We start from the raw sequence: 17,373 nt of genomic DNA on the forward strand, positions 1-17,373 counted from the left end.
TCTCAATCCTTTGTCTGCAACAGCGCGATGGTACGGTTCATCTCGTTAAACACGATGTTGAGACCTTCATCGAAGCCCATACCCGGTTTCACCAGCATCCGCATCGGGCGCGCGGCCAGCGCGACATGTACGCAGGTGCGGGCGCTGATCTCGGTTTCGTTACAGGTGCCGCCCTGATAGGCTTCCATCCCGTGTTTGTTGCAATAGAGCACGGCGTCAACGATGTTGTGAATGCCGCCGAGATCCGGGGTTTTGATCTGCACCATGTGGCAACTGCCCGCGTCAGTGAAATCGACGATGTCCTGATAGGTGTTACACCATTCGTCAGCGACAATTTTCACGCCGGAACCGAGGCGGGTCAGCTCTTTGGTGATGGCGGTCAGCAGACGGATCTGATCCGGTTTGTTACCGGCATCCACCGGGCCTTCAATGTACAACGGCAGACCCTGCGCTTCTTTCTCCAGGCTGGCGATGTACTCCGCGCAGCGTACCGGGTCCATATCGAAGATCAGACCGATAGTGCCGTAGACATCAATATGCAGCGTCGGGTGATAGCGTGGGCTGGTGCGCAGGCTCAGGATGCGATCGGACAGCCAGCGTACATACTCACGCAGTTTCTCGCCCTGAAAGCCCAGTTTCTCTTCCACGTTGTTGATCAGCGCATGCGGCAGCACGTCAACGCCTTTGAGGATCATCTTATCGACGGCGATATAGCGATCGTCGCCGCTCTGACCAAATAACGGAATCGCTTCCGGGACGCACGGTAACTGCCATTCATCGCAAACCACTTCTGCTTTCAGACGACCGGACGCCAGCGCGGTGGCGTCGAGCAGCGCCTGCGACAGGCCGTAACGCACGGCGGTGTGCAGCAGATTGCCGTCAATGCGCAGCTTGTCGAAGAAGCGGGCGTTCGGCAGGAACGCATCGACATCACGGCCTTCCAGCAGCGGTTTAATGTGATCGTTCAGGAACGGAATAAAGTGCTCTGCCAGGAACAGCGGGTCACGACCGCCAGCGCCGGAATACTGCACGGCGGCGCAGTCACCGACCGCTACCGCGCCATTTTCCAGAATCAGCTGTACCGAGATGCACTCGCCCGCCTGACGCACAGAGGTAAAGCCGGGCGTGACCGGCGCGCCGGTATAAATGAATCCATCATGACCCGCGCCGTTTTTAATCGCCTGCTGATCGTCGAAATAGAATGAGGAGTAGCCAGCGGTGAAAAGGGCCTGTTTAATTTTCATTATGGTCTTCCTATTAATTGACTGTGGGATACCGCGTTGATGTCATCAACAACCATCTGGAATGAGGGCTTGCGTCCTTCAAAATGGGCGCGCTCAGCGACGTAATCGTGGTGCAGGGCGAGGATATCTTTCGGCAGCGGAACCGCACCGGCTTCAAGGATGCGAATGGCGCCGGAGTTATCGCGAACCGGCAGGATTTTGCCTGCGTTACAGGAGGCTGGGGCGAAAGGGACGTCCAGCACGCCGGCTTCAAAAGCCAGCACCGTGCCGCGCGCCACATCGCCGTTACCCAGCTCAAAGACTTTTTTCAGCACCGCACGGACTTCGCACTTAATCAGTTCGACTTCCTGTTCCACGGCCGCGCACGGCGGGAATTTCTGGTCGCTGACCATATTGAGCATCTGGCGAGAGGCTTTAAGTCCCTGGGCGTTTGCGGCGGCCGTTGGGATACCGAAGGCTTCGTGCGGACTCTTGGTGATCACTTTGGTCGCGCCGGACATACCCGCCACCGCCGCGCCCCAGGAGATAATGGCGAACGCTTTGGATTCATCCTCCGGGAAGCCGCCCATCCACTGGTGGAAGACGGTGCTCAGTTCGTAATCATCAAAGCCGTAGTTCTGGAAATATTCGTGGGACAGTTCGCGCAGTGACTGAATGGCGGCGATATCCTGCGTCAGGCTGCCCACCTGGCCATAGCCGACGGTAATCGACTTCACGCCCTGTTCCAGCGCCAGCAGACCTTCGATGATGGCGACCGCGTGGGACATAAACGGCGGGATCAGCGTGCCGGTCAGCGGGCCGAACGGCTCGCGGTTAATGCGGATGCCGTGCTCTTCATACATTCCCATCAGACGGTCGCAGTACTGCCAGTCGCGGATTGATTTTTCCAGCGTGACGCGCTTGGCGTAAGGAATGTTGTAGGAGATGCCGCCGCCTTCATAGCTGGTGAAGCCGCTGGCCATCGCGATTTCCGCCAGCAGTCGCGCATCCGGTGTACCGTGACGAACCTGAATGGGTTTTTCCAGCGCTTCCGTCATCCGGCGACAGGCAGCAACGCCATGGTTGACAACCGGCAGGCCGTTCAGCTTAGAGGTGCCTGCTTCGATGGATTTTTGAATACCGATCGCCGCTTCTTCGTAACGGTTCAGACGGGTATAGGCATCGATGGTGCTGGGAAGCAGATCGCACTCTTCCTGCAACGTTTTGAGCAGCGCGATGTGTTCATCCATCAGCGCCACGCCCGCGCGCGGCTGGCTGAGCGTTTTGCCTTCCTGATCGGCTTTTAACAGGGCGTGAGAAAAGCGTTTTTTCTCTGGAATGGTTTGCTGATACTTCACGCCATCTTCAAAATTCTCGACGTCCTTGCCGGTATGCCAGGTTTGTAATACCTGATGCCGCTCGGTCATGAATTCGTCATGGGTTAACTTTTTATTTCGGAGTTCCATTCGTAGCTGCCTTAGGTTTTATAGGGTTAAACATTGAATACTGGTGCGAGCGGCGAGCTGCGGGTACAGCCTGGCGACGTTCGCCAGCAGAGGAAGCAAGCCTTTTGAATCGCGGTAATAGTCAAACTGCCCGGGTAAGAGAATGCGTCTGCCGTCATCGTCCAGCTCGCGGTATTTCAACCAGCGATGGATGTCGAACTGACTGGCGCGGGAGAGCCATCCGCCGGAACCGACAACTTTGCGAACGGTGGTGAGGTCGCGCCCCATCTGTAAGTCGACGTTGCCCACGCAGGTGCAGACCTGCTTTTTGGTGCCCGCGTGACGTTCGCTGGCATAACCCACGCACAGTCCTGCCAGCAGGGCGTCGAAGAATTTCTCTTCGCCGCTGCGGGGAAGGTAATCGGGGTGGGAAACCAGGTGGCGCAGATAGCCGTAGAACGCCTCCTGACGCTCAGGCTGTTGGGCAAACACGACGTTTACCATCTCCTGGGTGCTTTCTCCGACCACAAGGGCAGAGACGCGCATCCCGAGATCGCCTTCAACGGTGCGTTTGACGAACGGTTCCGGCACGCCATGCAGCACGGTATCGGGAGAGAGCATATTGGCGCAGGCGGAGTACACGTCGGTGGTGGCGCCGCCCATATCGATCAGCATGAACTCTTTCCATGCGCTGTCGATGTCGCTGATGGCTTTAACCAGCTCGTAGACGGTCCACGGCGTTGGCATCGGCTCTTCGCCGGTTTCGCCAACAATCACGTCCAGCCCTTTGCCTTTCACGATGCGGGACAGGAACAGATCGCAAATGGCCTGGCGGGCGGCATACGGATTCGGGTGATCGAGGTCGGGCAGAATGTTGTCTACCGTGGTCAGATCTTTGTGCCCCAGAATGGCCTGTACCTCATCCTGAATGTCACGGTTTCCGGCATAAATAATCGCGCAATCCAGATTTGAGTTCGCCAGCGCGCGCGCATTCGCCAGACCGTAGCTTTCTTCGCCGCCATCCGTACCGCCGGTAAACAGCAGGATGTCCGGCGGCGAGTTTTCTAACGCCTGGATGTCATGGCGGTTGAGCTTATACGCGTAATATTGCGCGATCTTCGCCCCCGCTGAGTGGGCAGTAACTTTTGCGGATTCCAGCGTGATAGACGGCACCAGCCCCATAGCGGCGACGGCGAGCCCGCCTTTTGCCGATGAGGAGTATTTCAACTGCACTTCGCCGCTTTTCAGCAACGGACGAGCATCGGCGACATTCAGCACCTGATTCAGACTGGCAAAAAAACCGTCTGCCAGATGGTATGTGGTGGTTGGCGTCAGGACATGGTTCACCAGGGTTAACGCATCCCCCTCCCTGGCGAAGAGGGCGGCTTTGGTCCATGTCGAGCCGATATCGACAGAGACGATTTGCATCAGATGGCCTCTTCAAGGCAGCGCTGTTCAACACCATGACGCGGGTTAATGTCTCCGGCCATTAACCGGCACACATCTTCCAGATCGTGACTTGGCGCAAAGACGCGGTTAAAGCCCATCTCTTTAAACTTCGCTTCCACGTCGGCAAAGTCATGTTTACCCACCACCAGATTGCCGCCGACATAGAGCAGAATGTCACCAATACCGCGTTCGATGCAGCGTTCACGTAAACCGAGGCAGTCGATATCGCCGTGGCCGTAAATGGATGACACGACAATCGCATCGGCGCCGGTTTCGATTGCGGCATCAATATATTCATCCTGGCTTACCATGACCCCCAGATTGATTACGCGAAAATCATGGGCAGTAAAAACGCGATCCAAAACTTTATTGCCTACTGCATGGCAGTCAGCACCAATGACGCCAATAACAAGTGTTGATTTTTTCATGAGTAATCCTCTGTAGAGCTGATGAACAAAAGGTAAGAGTCTTCGTTTAATATTGCGCACTCAGGTTTCTGCAACCTTTTAATAGTCATGGAGTGTCTGTGCAGGCGGGAAGGGATGCAATTGATCTATTTTCAAAATATCTTTCTTAAAAATAATGTTCTTAATTAATCATTAGAAATGTGTTTGTTATCAATGAGTTATTATTGATTTTCCAGCTCTGGTTAATTTAATTGAAACAGGGAATTAATAAATAATATGCTGTATTTGTGATCGCGGTCTTATTTATTTTTGCAAACGGTTATTGAGAGATAAATATAATATAAAGGCAAAACTGTGAGTTAAATAACGGAACAGAAATGGATGTTTCTATAAGAACACTGCTTATTGTTAATAAAAGGATAAATATGATAATAATTTGTTCTTTCTTACCGGGCGGATTATTTGTGAGCCCGGTAGCATATTGTCACAATACCGTGAACAGAAAACATGATCAGCGCTGTTTTCTGCGCGCGATCAACGTAAATTTATAATCATCGGTATTAAACGCATTACGGCTATATTCAAATACCTGACCGTCTTTCAGGAATCCGCGGGAGACTTTCTCCAGGATCGGTTTGTTTGCGCTGATCGCCAGCGTGCGGCTCATTTCTTCGGTTGGCATGATCGGGATCAGCTCCTGCTCGCTGCGATCAATGACCATCTGCTTCACCTCTTCAATAAAGTGATACTTGGAATTTTCCATCACCTGCCAGGTCAGGTCGGGAAAGAGCGCCAGCGGCATCCATGTCTCTTCGAGGGCGACGGGTTTTTGCTTAATGTAACGCACGCGTTTTACGTGCCAGACCCGGTTGTTCTCCGCCAGTTGTAACTGGTTGCGCAGAAAGTCATCCGCCGGGATCACTTCAAAAACCAAAACGTCACTGTGGGTGTCAACATGGCGATCGGCGAGTTTTTCGTAAAAGCTGGTTAGCTGGTAGATATCGTAATTGACCCGCTCTTCTTTCACATAGGTCCCGCTGCCCTGAATGCTTTCGATGATCTGCTGTTCGGTCAGTTGCTTGAGCGCCTGACGTACCGTGACCCGGCTCACGCCAAACGCATGCTGCAATGCCTGCTCGGTGGGTAACGCGTCGCCTGCTTTCAGTTCGCCACGTTCAATCTGCTCGCGGATTCGGTCAGCAATCTGTCGGTATAACGGTTTTTGGCTCATCTTTTTACTTTTGTATGAATGAATTAATACGACTTCGTTGATTATGCCCGATCAATAGCTCTTGTAAATAATACAAATTAAATACAAATTATTTTGCGTAAGTGAAAATGATCACATAAATGTATTGTTTCATCTGGCACAATTTCTGAAACATACAATGACAGTGTGAGGACTATGATGAACCTGACGACGTTAACCCACCGCGATGCGTTATGCCTGAACGCCCGGTTTGGCAGTCGTGAAGAGGCTATTCACGCGTTAACCCAGCGGCTTGTGCAACTGGGGAAAATTTCAGATTCCGATGCTTACCTTGAAGAAGTCTTTTTGCGTGAAAGCCAGGGGCCAACGGCGTTGGGAGAAGGGCTGGCGGTGCCGCATGGTAAAACGTCGGCGGTTAAAGAAGCGGCATTTGCCGTGGCCACCCTGCGCGAACCCATGATGTGGGAAGGGGTTGACGGGCCGGAAGCGGTGACGCTGATTTTTCTGCTCGCCATTCCGCCAGGCGAAGCGGGAAGCACCCATATGCAGTTGCTGACCGCACTCACCACGCGACTGGCGGATGATGACACCCGCGCGAGGATTCTGGCAGCGACCACGGCGGATGAGCTACTGTCGGCGCTGGACGACCAATATCAGGAAAGCGCTTTTCAGCCCTTACAGGATGCGCCGACCATCGTCTGCGTAACGGCGTGCCCGGCGGGGATTGCGCACACCTATATGGCGGCGGAGTATCTGGAAAAAGCGGGACGCAAACTGGGCGTGAACGTGTATGTGGAAAAGCAGGGCGCTAACGGAATTGAAGGCCGTCTTACCGCACAGCAGCTGAACGCGGCAAAAGCCTGCATTTTCGCCGCAGAGGTGGCGATAAAAGAGAGTGAGCGCTTTGCGGGCATTCCTGCGCTGTCGGTGCCCGTCGCCGAACCTATCCGCCACGCCGAAGCATTGATCCAACAAGCGCTGGCGCTGGAGCCCGTGCAGGGCGATCGCGCGGTTTACCAGGAAACGGCAGCGCCTAAGAGTCTGAAAACGGAGTTAAAACAGGCGCTGTTGAGCGGCATCTCGTTCGCCGTGCCGCTGATTGTCGCCGGGGGAACCGTACTGGCCGTGTCGGTGCTGCTGGCGCAAATGCTCGGCTTGCAGCATCTCTTCGATCAGGAGAACTCCTGGCTGTGGATGTACCGCAAGCTGGGCGGCGGGATGCTCGGCATCCTGATGGTGCCGGTGCTCGCCGCTTATACCGCCTATTCGCTGGCGGATAAACCCGCGCTGGCTCCCGGATTCGCCGCCGGCCTTGCCGCCAATATGATTGGCTCCGGCTTTCTCGGCGCGATCGCGGGTGGCTTGATCGCCGGATATCTGATGCGCTGGGTGAAAAACCATCTTCGCCTGAGCAGCAAATTCAACGGCTTCCTGACCTTCTATCTGTATCCGGTCATCGGCACCTTAGGCGCGGGCAGCCTGATGCTGTTTGTGGTGGGCGAGCCCGTTGCGTGGATCAACAACGCGCTGACCGCCTGGCTTAATGGGCTGAGCGGCGCCAATGCGCTGCTGCTTGGCGCGATTCTCGGCTTTATGTGTTCTTTCGATTTGGGCGGGCCGGTCAATAAAGCGTCTTACGCGTTCTGCCTTGGGGCGATGGCGAACGGCGTCTACGGCCCGTATGCCATTTTCGCCTCGGTCAAAATGGTGTCCGCCTTCACTGTAACGGCATCAACGATGCTGGCGCCGAGGCTGTTCAAAGAGTTTGAGATCGAAACAGGAAAGTCGACCTGGCTACTGGGGCTGGCAGGCATTACGGAAGGGGCAATCCCGATGGCGATTGAAGATCCGCTGCGGGTTATCGGTTCTTTTGTTCTGGGGTCAATGGTGACGGGCGCGATTGTTGGCGCGATGAACATTGGTCTTTCGACGCCGGGCGCAGGCATTTTTTCACTCTTTCTTTTGCATGACGCCGGATACGGCGGTTTCGTCGCCGCCGCAGGCTGGTTTGGCGCAGCGTTAGTGGGGACAGCGATATCGACCACTATCCTGCTGTTCTGGCGTCGTCATGCGGTAAAGCAGGGCAAGTATCTGACTAACAATGTGTTGCCATAAACGAACTAACAGGAAACGAAGATGAAAGCAGTATCTCGCGTTCACATTACGCCGCACATGCACTGGGATCGTGAATGGTATTTCACCACGGAAGCGTCACGTATTTTGCTGGTCAACAATATGGAGGAGATCCTGACCCGCCTGGAGCAGGATGCAGAGTATAAATACTATGTCCTTGACGGGCAGACGGCGGTGCTGGAGGACTATTTCGCCGTCAAAGCGGAAAATAAAGCGCGGGTAAGAAAACTGGTGCAGGCCGGAAAACTGATTATCGGCCCGTGGTATACCCAAACGGATACCACGCTGGTATCCGGGGAGTCGATCGTGCGTAATCTGATGTACGGTATGCGCGACTGCCTGGCGTTTGGCGAACCGATGAAAATTGGCTATCTGCCGGATTCGTTCGGCATGTCGGGGCAGCTTCCGCATATCTATAACGGTTTCGGTATTACCCGCGCCATGTTCTGGCGTGGTTGTTCGGAACGCCACGGCACCGATAAAACCGAGTTTTTATGGCAAAGCGCGGATGGCAGTGAAGTGACGGCGCAGGTGCTGCCGCTGGGCTACGCGATTGGTAAGTACTTACCGGAGGACGAGGCCGGGCTGCGTAAACGTCTCGACAGCTACTTCGATGTGCTGGAGCGCGCGTCGCTGACCAAAGAAATTTTGCTGCCGAATGGCCACGATCAGATGCCGTTGCAGCAAAATATCTTTGCGGTGATGGATAAACTGCGCGAAATCTACCCGCAGCGTAAGTTTGTGATGAGCCGCTTTGAAGAGGTGTTTGAACACATAGAAGCCCGCCGCGAGCAACTTGCCACGCTGAAAGGCGAGTTTATTGATGGCAAATATATGCGCGTTCATCGCACCATTGGTTCGACGCGGATGGACATCAAAATCGCCCATGCGCGCATCGAGAACAAAATCGTCAACATTCTTGAGCCGCTGGCGACGCTGGCCTGGACGCTGGGGTTTGAGTATCACCACGGCCTGCTGGAGAAAATGTGGAAAGAGATTCTGAAGAATCACGCCCACGACAGCATCGGCTGCTGTTGCAGTGACAAAGTACACCGCGAAATTGCCTCCCGTTTCGAGCTGGCTGAGGATATGGCCGACAACCTGATCTGTTTTTATCAGCGCAAAATCGCCGACAACATGCCGCAGAGCGATGCCGACAAACTGGTGCTGTTTAACCTGATGCCGTGGCCGCGTGAAGAGGTGATTAACACCACGGTACGCCTGCGCGCCAGCCAGTTCTCTCTGCGGGATGATCGGGGCAACGCCATTCCTTATTGCATTCGCCATGCCCGGGAGATCGATCCCGGTTTAATTGACCGCCAGATTGTGCATTACGGTAACTACGAGCCGTTTATGGAATTTGATATCCAGATCCAGCAGATTATCCCTTCAATGGGCTATCGCACGCTTTATATCGAACCGAACGCAGCGGGCAATGTGGTGAGCCCGACGGTTTCATCAGACGCGCTGCTGGAGAACGCGTTCTGGCAGATTACGGCGAATGATGACGGTACGCTGAACCTGCGCGATAAAGACAGCGGCGTGCGTTATCAGCGCATACTGGCGCTGGAAGAGGGGTCAGACGATGGCGATGAGTACGATTACTCCCCCGCCAGAGAAGAGTGGCTGCTTACTTCGACGACGGCAAAACCGGAATATGAAGTGATTCATGACGCATGGCAGAGCAGGGTTGTCATTCGCTATACCCTGGCGGTTCCGGCGAATCTTGCCGAACGCAGCGCACGGCAGCGCAACGGAACGTTAGGCGTGGAGATCGCCGTTACCCTGAGCCATAACAGCAGACGCATTGATGTTGAGGTGGCGCTGGATAATCAGGCTGACGATCACCGCGTGCGGGTGTTAATCCCCACGCCGTTCACGACGGATGTTGTGCTGGCGGACACCCAGTTTGGCGCAGTGACGCGTCCGGTACAGGACAGCGCGATGGAAAACTGGCAGGAAGAGGGGTGGAAAGAGGCGCCGGTACCGGTCTGGAATATGCTGAACTATGCGGCGCTTCAGGAAGAGAGAAATGGCCTCGCGCTTTTCACGGAGGGATTACGTGAATTTGAAGTTATCGGCGAAGGGAAGAAAACGTTCGCCTTAACGCTCCTGCGTGGGGTGGGGCTGCTGGGGAAAGAGGATCTACTGCTGCGGCCAGGGCGGCCTTCCGGCATCAAAATGGCGGTGCCGGATTCACAAATGCGCGGAATGCTACGCAGTCGGTTTAGCCTGTTCAGCTATAGCGGAACGCCTTTTAGCGCCGGTGTCGCGCAACAGGCGAAGGCGTGGCTGACGCCTGTTCAGTGCTATAACAAAATTCCCTGGGATGCGATGAAACTCAACAAGGCCGATGTTTGCGTACCGGAACATTACAGCCTGTTAACGATGTCGCCGGTGGGCTGCCTGTTAAGCGCGCTGAAAAAAGCAGAGGATCGCGATGCTGTCATCCTGCGCCTGTACAATCCGTCCGAAACAACCTCATGTGATGCCACCGTTGCCTTCGGCAGAGCCGTTAGCGCATGTACAGAGACCATGATGGATGAACAGGCGTGCCCTGCGAAAGGAGAGGGCGCAAGTGGGGCTGGCCTCTTTCTGCCGGGGCAGTCCCGAACGTTTAGCTACACGCTTGCCTGAATCTCAGACAAACAGATTAAAGCCACGCTTAGCGTGGCTTTATTGTTAACGGAATAATAACAATCCGGTGTTAATTTCAATGGGCTTAAAAGTAAAATATTTGTGACTATTTTCATGGCGAATTGACCCTGTGGAAAATTACGCTGAAGCGTCTACGCTAAATAGTTGCAGACGGCAAAAGAATGTCGTCGATGATAACGTTAAATGAAATGCTGTTTTTTTATATATACCTTTCTATTAGATAACCGCCAACACCCTCAGAGATACATATGCGCAACATTGTTTTCACCGTGTTTACGCATTGTATACACCGTTAACGAATTTTGGTGTTTTTGATTTAAATCAATGTTTAATGCTTGGAAAAAGATGTCAAAACACGATAAATTGTCGCCGATCAAATTGGCCTGAAACTGGTAAATTAGCTATAAATTGATCAATGTCGAAAAATGCAAATTTGACTCAATAAAAACCTGTTTATTGTAGGGATTTTACGGCGTAATATATTTGCGGGATCAATTTAGGTTTTTTATTAACATGTTTGTAACTTTTTATCATTGCTGTTTCCTCTGATGATGAAACGGCAACGGTGAAGGGGAGCAAATAAATTTTATTGGGGCATGCGTGTGACCCTTTCTAACGGGGTTCACTCTCGGAGTCTTCATGCGATGAGCAAGGAGTCATGATGTTAGATATAGTCGAACTGTCGCGCTTACAGTTTGCCTTGACCGCGATGTACCACTTCCTGTTTGTGCCGCTGACGCTCGGTATGGCGTTCCTGCTGGCCATTATGGAAACGGTATACGTCCTTTCCGGCAAACAGATTTATAAAGATATGACCAAGTTCTGGGGCAAGTTGTTTGGTATCAACTTCGCTCTGGGTGTGGCTACCGGTCTGACCATGGAGTTCCAGTTCGGGACTAACTGGTCTTACTATTCCCACTATGTAGGGGATATCTTCGGTGCGCCGCTGGCAATCGAAGGTTTGATGGCCTTCTTCCTCGAATCCACCTTTGTAGGTCTGTTCTTCTTTGGCTGGGACCGTCTGGGTAAAGTCCAGCATATGTGTGTCACCTGGCTGGTGGCGCTGGGTTCCAACCTGTCTGCGCTGTGGATACTTGTGGCGAACGGCTGGATGCAGAACCCTATCGCATCGGATTTCAACTTCGAAACCATGCGTATGGAGATGGTGAGCTTCTCCGAACTGGTGCTTAACCCGGTTGCGCAGGTGAAATTCGTTCACACTGTGGCGTCTGGCTATGTGACCGGTGCAATGTTCATCCTCGGTATCAGTGCTTACTATCTGCTGAAAGGCCGCGACATCGCGTTCGCTAAACGCTCCTTTGCTATCGCCGCCAGCTTCGGTATGGCTGCTGTGCTGTCTGTTATCGTGCTGGGTGACGAATCCGGCTACGAAATGGGCGACGTGCAGAAAACCAAACTCGCCGCGATTGAAGCGGAATGGGAAACCCAGCCAGCGCCTGCTTCCTTCACCCTGTTCGGTATCCCGGATCAGGAGACGCAGGAAAACAAACTGGCTATCCAGATCCCTTACGCGCTGGGTATTATCGCGACTCGCTCCGTCGATACGCCGGTCATCGGTCTGAAAGACCTGATGGTGCAGCATGAAGAACGTATCCGTAGCGGGATGAAAGCCTACGCGCTGCTGGAAGAACTGCGTGCCGGTTCTACCGACCAGGCCGTTCGCGACCAGTTCAATAACGTGAAGAAAGATCTGGGCTACGGTCTGCTGCTTAAACGCTATACGCCGAACGTCACTGACGCGACCGAAGCGCAAATTGAGATGGCGACCAAAGACTCCATCCCACGCGTTGCGCCGCTGTACTTTGCGTTCCGTATCATGGTTGCGTGCGGCTTCCTGCTGCTGGCGATCATCGCGCTCTCCTTCTGGAGCGTCATTCGTAACCGCATCGGTGAGAAAAAATGGCTGCTGCGCGCGGCGCTGTACGGCATCCCGCTACCGTGGATTGCTGTAGAAGCAGGCTGGTTCGTTGCCGAATATGGTCGTCAGCCGTGGGCGATCGGTGAGGTGCTGCCAACCGCCGTGGCGAACTCGTCACTGACGGTCGGTGACCTGCTGTTCTCCATGATCCTGATTTGCGGCCTGTATACCCTGTTCCTGGTGGCGGAGCTGTACTTAATGTTCAAGTTTGCACGCCGTGGCCCAAGCAGCCTGAAAACCGGTCGCTATCACTTTGAGCAGCCCAATGTGGCCTCTCAGCCGGCACGCTAAGACAGGAGTCGTCAAATGATCGATTATGAAGTATTGCGTTTTATCTGGTGGCTGCTGGTTGGCATTCTGCTGATCGGTTTTGCGGTTACCGATGGCTTCGACATGGGGGTGGGCATGCTCACCCGTTTCCTCGGTCGTAACGACACCGAGCGTCGAATTATGATCAACTCCATCGCCCCGCACTGGGACGGTAACCAGGTGTGGCTGATCACCGCCGGTGGCGCGCTGTTCGCCGCCTGGCCGATGGTTTACGCTGCGGCGTTTTCCGGTTTCTATGTGGCGATGATCCTCGTGCTGGCGTCCTTGTTCTTCCGTCCGGTCGGTTTTGACTACCGTTCCAAGATTGAAGACACCCGCTGGCGCAACATGTGGGACTGGGGCATCTTCGTGGGGAGCTTTGTGCCGCCGCTGGTTATCGGCGTGGCGTTCGGCAACCTGTTGCAGGGCGTACCGTTCCATATCGACGAGTATCTGCGTCTGTACTACACCGGTAACTTCTTCCAGCTGCTGAACCCGTTTGGCCTGCTGGCAGGTATCGTCAGCGTAGGGATGATCATTACCCAGGGCGCGACCTATCTGCAAATGCGTACCGTGGGTGAGCTGCACCTGCGTTCCCGCACGACGGCACAGGTAGCCGCGCTGGTTACGCTGGTGTGCTTCGCGCTGGCGGGCGTATGGGTGGTTTACGGTATTGATGGTTATGTCGTGACGTCCGCGATGGATCATCACGCCGCATCTAACCCGCTGACCAAAGAAGTCGCGCGTGAAGCCGGTGCGTGGATGGTGAACTTCAACAGTACGCCGATCCTGTGGCTGGTTCCGGCGCTGGGCGTGGTTCTGCCGCTGCTGACTATCCTGACCTCCCGTATGGAGAAAGGAGCATGGGCATTCCTGTTCTCTTCTCTGACTCTGGCCTGCATCATCCTGACTGCCGGTATCGCAATGTTCCCGTTTGTGATGCCTTCCAGCACCATGATGAATGCGAGCCTGACCATGTGGGATGCGACCTCCAGCCAGAGAACGCTGAACCTGATGACCTGGGTTGCGTTGGTGTTTGTACCGATCATTCTGATCTACACCAGCTGGTGTTACTGGAAAATGTTCGGCCGCATCACTAAAGAACATATTGAAAGCAACACCCACTCTCTGTACTAAGTAAGGAGCTAAAAATGTGGTATTTCGCATGGATTCTGGGAACGCTTCTTGCCTGTGCATTTGGGATAATCACTGCGCTGGCGCTTGAGCACGTAGAATCAGGTAAAGCCGGACAAGAAGACAGCTAATGACCAGTATTATCGCAACGTTGTATGCGGTAATGGATAAGCGCCCATTACGGGCGCTTTCCTTTATGCTGGCGTTAGTGTTGGCAGGCTGCATCTTCTGGGACCCGACGCGTTTCGCGGCAAAAACAAGCGAGCTGGAAATCTGGCATGGTTTTCTGCTGATGTGGGCCGTCTGTACGGGCGTGATTCATGGCGTAGGATTTCGTCCTCGCGCCGTTCACTGGCAGGGGATCTTTTGCCCGCTGCTCGCCGATATCGTGCTTATTGTTGGTCTGATTTTTTTCTTCTTTTGAATAAGAAGTATCCTTAAAAATTTATGGGTTTTCATAAGCCCATAAATTTTTACTCTCCCTTAACTTCCCCCCATTCCCAAGCCTCATTCGCGCGCGTATAGTAGCAACGTTTAAAAGCGTTAACTTTTTTTGCATTACCGGGATGTACAGTGAATATATTTCGATGGCCGGTTCGTGTCTATTATGAGGATACCGACGCCGGTGGTGTGGTTTACCACGCCAGTTACGTCGCTTTTTATGAAAGAGCACGCACAGAGATGCTGCGTCATCATCACTTCAGTCAGCAGGTGCTGTTGGCTGAACGGGTTGCTTTCGTGGTGCGTAAAATGACGCTGGAATATTATGCGCCTGCGCGACTCGACGATATGCTCGAAGTCCAAACTGAAATTACGTCAATGCGTGGCACCTCTTTGGTTTTCACGCAACGCATTGTCAACGCAGAGAACAACGTGCTCAACGAAGCGGAAGTTCTGATTGTTTGCGTTGATCCACTCAAAATGAAGCCTCGTGCGCTTCCCAAGTCTATTGTCGCGGAGTTTAAGCAGTGACTGACATGAATATCCTTGATTTGTTCCTGAAGGCAAGCCTTCTGGTTAAACTTATCATGTTGATTTTGATTGGTTTTTCAATCGCATCCTGGGCTATCATCATCCAGCGGACTCGTATTCTTAACGCTGCGGCGCGCGAAGCGGAAGCGTTCGAAGATAAATTCTGGTCTGGAATCGAACTGTCTCGCCTGTATCAGGAGAGCCAGGGGCGTCGTGATAGCCTCGCGGGTTCGGAACAAATCTTCTATAGCGGGTTCAAAGAGTTTGTGCGTCTGCATCGTGCAAACAACCATGCGCCGGAAGCGGTTGTTGAGGGGGCGTCTCGTGCGATGCGTATCTCCATGAACCGTGAGCTGGAAACATTAGAGACGCACATTCCTTTCCTCGGCACCGTGGGTTCCATCAGTCCGTATATTGGTCTGTTTGGTACGGTATGGGGGATTATGCACGCGTTTATCGCCCTCGGTGCGGTGAAACAGGCGACGCTGCAAATGGTGGCGCCGGGTATCGCGGAAGCGCTGATTGCAACGGCTATCGGTCTGTTTGCGGCGATTCCAGCGGTTATGGCCTACAACCGCCTGAATCAGCGCGTGAACAAACTGGAACTGAATTACGACAACTTTATGGAAGAGTTCACCGCCATTCTGCACCGTCAGGCGTTTACCAGTAGCGAGAGCAACAAGGGGTAAGCCATGGCCAGAACGCGTGGACGAGGTCGTCGCGATCTCAAGTCCGAAATCAACATTGTACCGTTGCTCGACGTACTGTTGGTGCTGTTGCTGATTTTCATGGCGACGGCGCCGATCATTACCCAGAGTGTGGAAGTCGATCTGCCGGACGCGACCGAGTCGCAGGCCGTCAGCACCAATGACGATCCGCCGGTCATTATTGAAGTTTCCGGTATTGGGCAATACAGCGTGGTGGTTGAGAAAGACAGGATGGATCAGTTGCCGCCAGAGCAGGTTATTGCCGAAGCGAAAAGTCGCCTGGAGTCCAATCCGAAAACGGTCTTCTTAATCGGTGGCGCGAAAGACGTGCCTTACGATGAAATAATTAAAGCGCTGAACTTGTTACACAGTGCGGGCGTGAAATCGGTTGGCTTGATGACGCAGCCTATCTGATCTTCTGCGTCTCCGGGACGTAAAGATAGCAAGTAACAGGCGCACAGTTTTTGGGAACCGAGAGTGTCAAAGGCAACCGAACAAAACGACAAGCTCAAACGGGCGATAATTATTTCAGCGGTACTGCATGTCATCTTATTTGCAGTGCTGATCTGGAGTTCGTTCGATGAGCATATAGAGGCTTCAGCCGGGGGCGGCGGTGGTTCTTCCATCGACGCCGTCATGGTCGATCCCGGCGCAGTTGTTCAGCAGTACGATCGTCAGCAGCAGCAACAGGCGAGCGCGAAGCGTGCGGCGGAACAGCGTGAAAAACAGGCGCAGCAGCAAGCTGAAGAGCTTCGCGAGAAGCAGGCGGCTGAACAGGAACGACTGAAGCAACTTGAGAAAGAACGTTTAGCCGCGCAGGAACAGGCGCGCGAGCAGGCGGAACAGCAGAAACAAGCGGAAGCGGCCGCGAAGAAAGCGCAGGAGCAGCAGAAACAGGCTGAAGAAGCGGCGGCGAAAGCCGCAGCGGATGCGAAAGCGAAAGCGGACGCGCAGGCTAAAGCAGCGGCGGAAGCGCAGAAGAAAGCGGAAGCCGAAGCGGTAAAAGCGGCTGCTGATGCGAAGAAGAAAGCCGAAGCTGAAGCGGCAAAAGCCGCCGCCGACGCGAAGAAAAAAGCGGAAGCCGAGGCGGCTAAGCAGGCTCAGGCAGAGGCCGCGAAGAAAGCCGCAGCAGAAAAGGCTGCTGCTGAAAAAGCGGCCGCAGAGAAGAAAGCTGCCGCCGACAAAGCCGCCGCTGAGAAAGCGGCAGCAGCAAAAAAAGCTGCTGCTGAGAAGGCTGCTGCCGATAAGAAAGCTGCGGCAGATAAAGCGGCTGCTGCGAAGAAAGCCGCAGCCGAAAAAGCCGCTGCCGCATCTGGCGTCGACGACCTGTTGGGCGATTTAAGCTCCGGTAAGAATGCGCCGAAAACCGGCGGCGGAGCGGCAGGAAGCAATGCTTCTCCTGCGGGGAGTGGTAATACTAAAAACAATGGCGCATCAGGCGCGGATATCAGCAATTATGCCGGGCAGATTAAATCGGCCATTGAAAGTAAGTTTTACGACGCATCGTCCTATGCAGGTAAAACCTGTACGCTGCGTATAAAACTGGCACCAGACGGCCTGTTGCTGGATATTCAGTCTGAAGGTGGCGATCCCGCGCTTTGTCAGGCAGCGCTTGCTGCGGCCCGACAGGCGAAGATTCCAAAACCACCAAGCCAGGCGGTATACGAAGTGTTTAAAAACGCACCTCTGGACTTTAAACCGTAAGCTAAACTTTCCCCGTCACGGCGGGGAAAGGCACGCAACGAGAGTCGCTGGGTTCTGGTAGTTTTGTGTATTTGAGTTTGTTA

At 53.8% G+C, this 17,373-nt stretch carries 15 protein-coding genes; 10 read left to right on the forward strand and 5 right to left on the reverse strand.

Annotation, left to right across the window (positions count from 1 at the left end):
- Window positions 1-2: 2 nt before the first annotated feature.
- From OGX84_RS18740 to OGX84_RS18760, 5 genes are all read right to left on the reverse strand, one after another.
- On the reverse strand, window positions 3-1,244 hold the full coding sequence (locus tag OGX84_RS18740; protein ID WP_012133260.1) for a methylaspartate ammonia-lyase: 1,242 nt from the start codon (window positions 1,242-1,244) through the stop codon (window positions 3-5).
- Window positions 1,244-2,689 (reverse strand): methylaspartate mutase subunit E, encoded by a 1,446-nt coding sequence (locus OGX84_RS18745; protein WP_012133259.1) that lies wholly within the window; start codon window positions 2,687-2,689, stop codon window positions 1,244-1,246. The genes OGX84_RS18740 and OGX84_RS18745 overlap by 1 nt, the downstream gene beginning before the upstream one ends.
- 18 nt (window positions 2,690-2,707) lie before the next feature.
- Window positions 2,708-4,096: a methylaspartate mutase accessory protein GlmL gene (glmL, locus tag OGX84_RS18750; RefSeq protein ID WP_112002185.1), complete on the reverse strand. Its 1,389-nt coding sequence runs from the start codon at window positions 4,094-4,096 to the stop codon at window positions 2,708-2,710.
- Window positions 4,096-4,545, reverse strand: a complete 450-nt coding sequence (gene glmS / locus OGX84_RS18755; RefSeq protein WP_012133257.1) for a methylaspartate mutase subunit S — start codon at window positions 4,543-4,545, stop codon at window positions 4,096-4,098. Before glmS ends, glmL begins: the two co-directional genes overlap by 1 nt.
- A gap of 490 nt (window positions 4,546-5,035) precedes the next feature.
- Window positions 5,036-5,755: a GntR family transcriptional regulator gene (locus OGX84_RS18760; RefSeq protein ID WP_049008346.1), complete on the reverse strand. Its 720-nt coding sequence runs from the start codon at window positions 5,753-5,755 to the stop codon at window positions 5,036-5,038.
- Window positions 5,756-5,932: 177 nt separating this feature from the next.
- Here OGX84_RS18760 and mngA point away from each other — a divergent pair, with 177 nt between their 5' ends.
- The 10 genes from mngA (at window position 5,933) to tolA (ending at window position 17,290) form a co-directional block, all read left to right on the forward strand.
- Window positions 5,933-7,849 (forward strand): PTS 2-O-a-mannosyl-D-glycerate transporter subunit IIABC, encoded by a 1,917-nt coding sequence (mngA, locus tag OGX84_RS18765; protein WP_058669157.1) that lies wholly within the window; start codon window positions 5,933-5,935, stop codon window positions 7,847-7,849.
- Between the two features lie 21 nt (window positions 7,850-7,870).
- Window positions 7,871-10,504, forward strand: a complete 2,634-nt coding sequence (gene mngB / locus OGX84_RS18770; RefSeq protein WP_112002186.1) for a mannosylglycerate hydrolase — start codon at window positions 7,871-7,873, stop codon at window positions 10,502-10,504.
- 682 nt (window positions 10,505-11,186) lie between these two features.
- On the forward strand, window positions 11,187-12,755 hold the full coding sequence (gene cydA, locus OGX84_RS18775; protein ID WP_024130525.1) for a cytochrome ubiquinol oxidase subunit I: 1,569 nt from the start codon (window positions 11,187-11,189) through the stop codon (window positions 12,753-12,755).
- Between the two features lie 15 nt (window positions 12,756-12,770).
- The gene (gene cydB / locus OGX84_RS18780; RefSeq protein WP_012133250.1) at window positions 12,771-13,910 is read left to right on the forward strand and encodes a cytochrome d ubiquinol oxidase subunit II; all 1,140 of its coding nucleotides are present in this window, start codon (window positions 12,771-12,773) and stop codon (window positions 13,908-13,910) included.
- A 14-nt stretch (window positions 13,911-13,924) separates the two neighbouring features.
- Window positions 13,925-14,038: a cytochrome bd-I oxidase subunit CydX gene (gene cydX, locus OGX84_RS18785; protein WP_003022970.1), complete on the forward strand. Its 114-nt coding sequence runs from the start codon at window positions 13,925-13,927 to the stop codon at window positions 14,036-14,038.
- Entirely contained in the window at window positions 14,038-14,331 is a 294-nt protein-coding gene (gene ybgE / locus OGX84_RS18790; RefSeq protein WP_012133248.1) for a cyd operon protein YbgE, read from the forward strand. The genes cydX and ybgE overlap by 1 nt, the downstream gene beginning before the upstream one ends.
- A 149-nt stretch (window positions 14,332-14,480) precedes the next feature.
- Entirely contained in the window at window positions 14,481-14,879 is a 399-nt protein-coding gene (ybgC, locus tag OGX84_RS18795) for a tol-pal system-associated acyl-CoA thioesterase (protein ID WP_012133247.1), read from the forward strand.
- Window positions 14,876-15,568 (forward strand): Tol-Pal system protein TolQ, encoded by a 693-nt coding sequence (gene tolQ / locus OGX84_RS18800; protein WP_024130524.1) that lies wholly within the window; start codon window positions 14,876-14,878, stop codon window positions 15,566-15,568. Before ybgC ends, tolQ begins: the two co-directional genes overlap by 4 nt.
- 3 nt (window positions 15,569-15,571) lie before the next feature.
- Complete coding sequence (gene tolR / locus OGX84_RS18805; RefSeq protein WP_012133245.1) at window positions 15,572-16,000, forward strand: colicin uptake protein TolR; 429 nt, start codon at window positions 15,572-15,574, stop codon at window positions 15,998-16,000.
- Window positions 16,001-16,063: 63 nt separating this feature from the next.
- On the forward strand, window positions 16,064-17,290 hold the full coding sequence (gene tolA / locus OGX84_RS18810; RefSeq protein WP_047458058.1) for a cell envelope integrity protein TolA: 1,227 nt from the start codon (window positions 16,064-16,066) through the stop codon (window positions 17,288-17,290).
- The last annotated feature ends 83 nt before the right edge of the window (window positions 17,291-17,373 follow it).

Origin of the sequence: Citrobacter sp. CK202 (assembly GCF_030333225.1) — a bacterium.
Classification (GTDB): domain Bacteria; phylum Pseudomonadota; class Gammaproteobacteria; order Enterobacterales; family Enterobacteriaceae; genus Citrobacter_B; species Citrobacter_B koseri.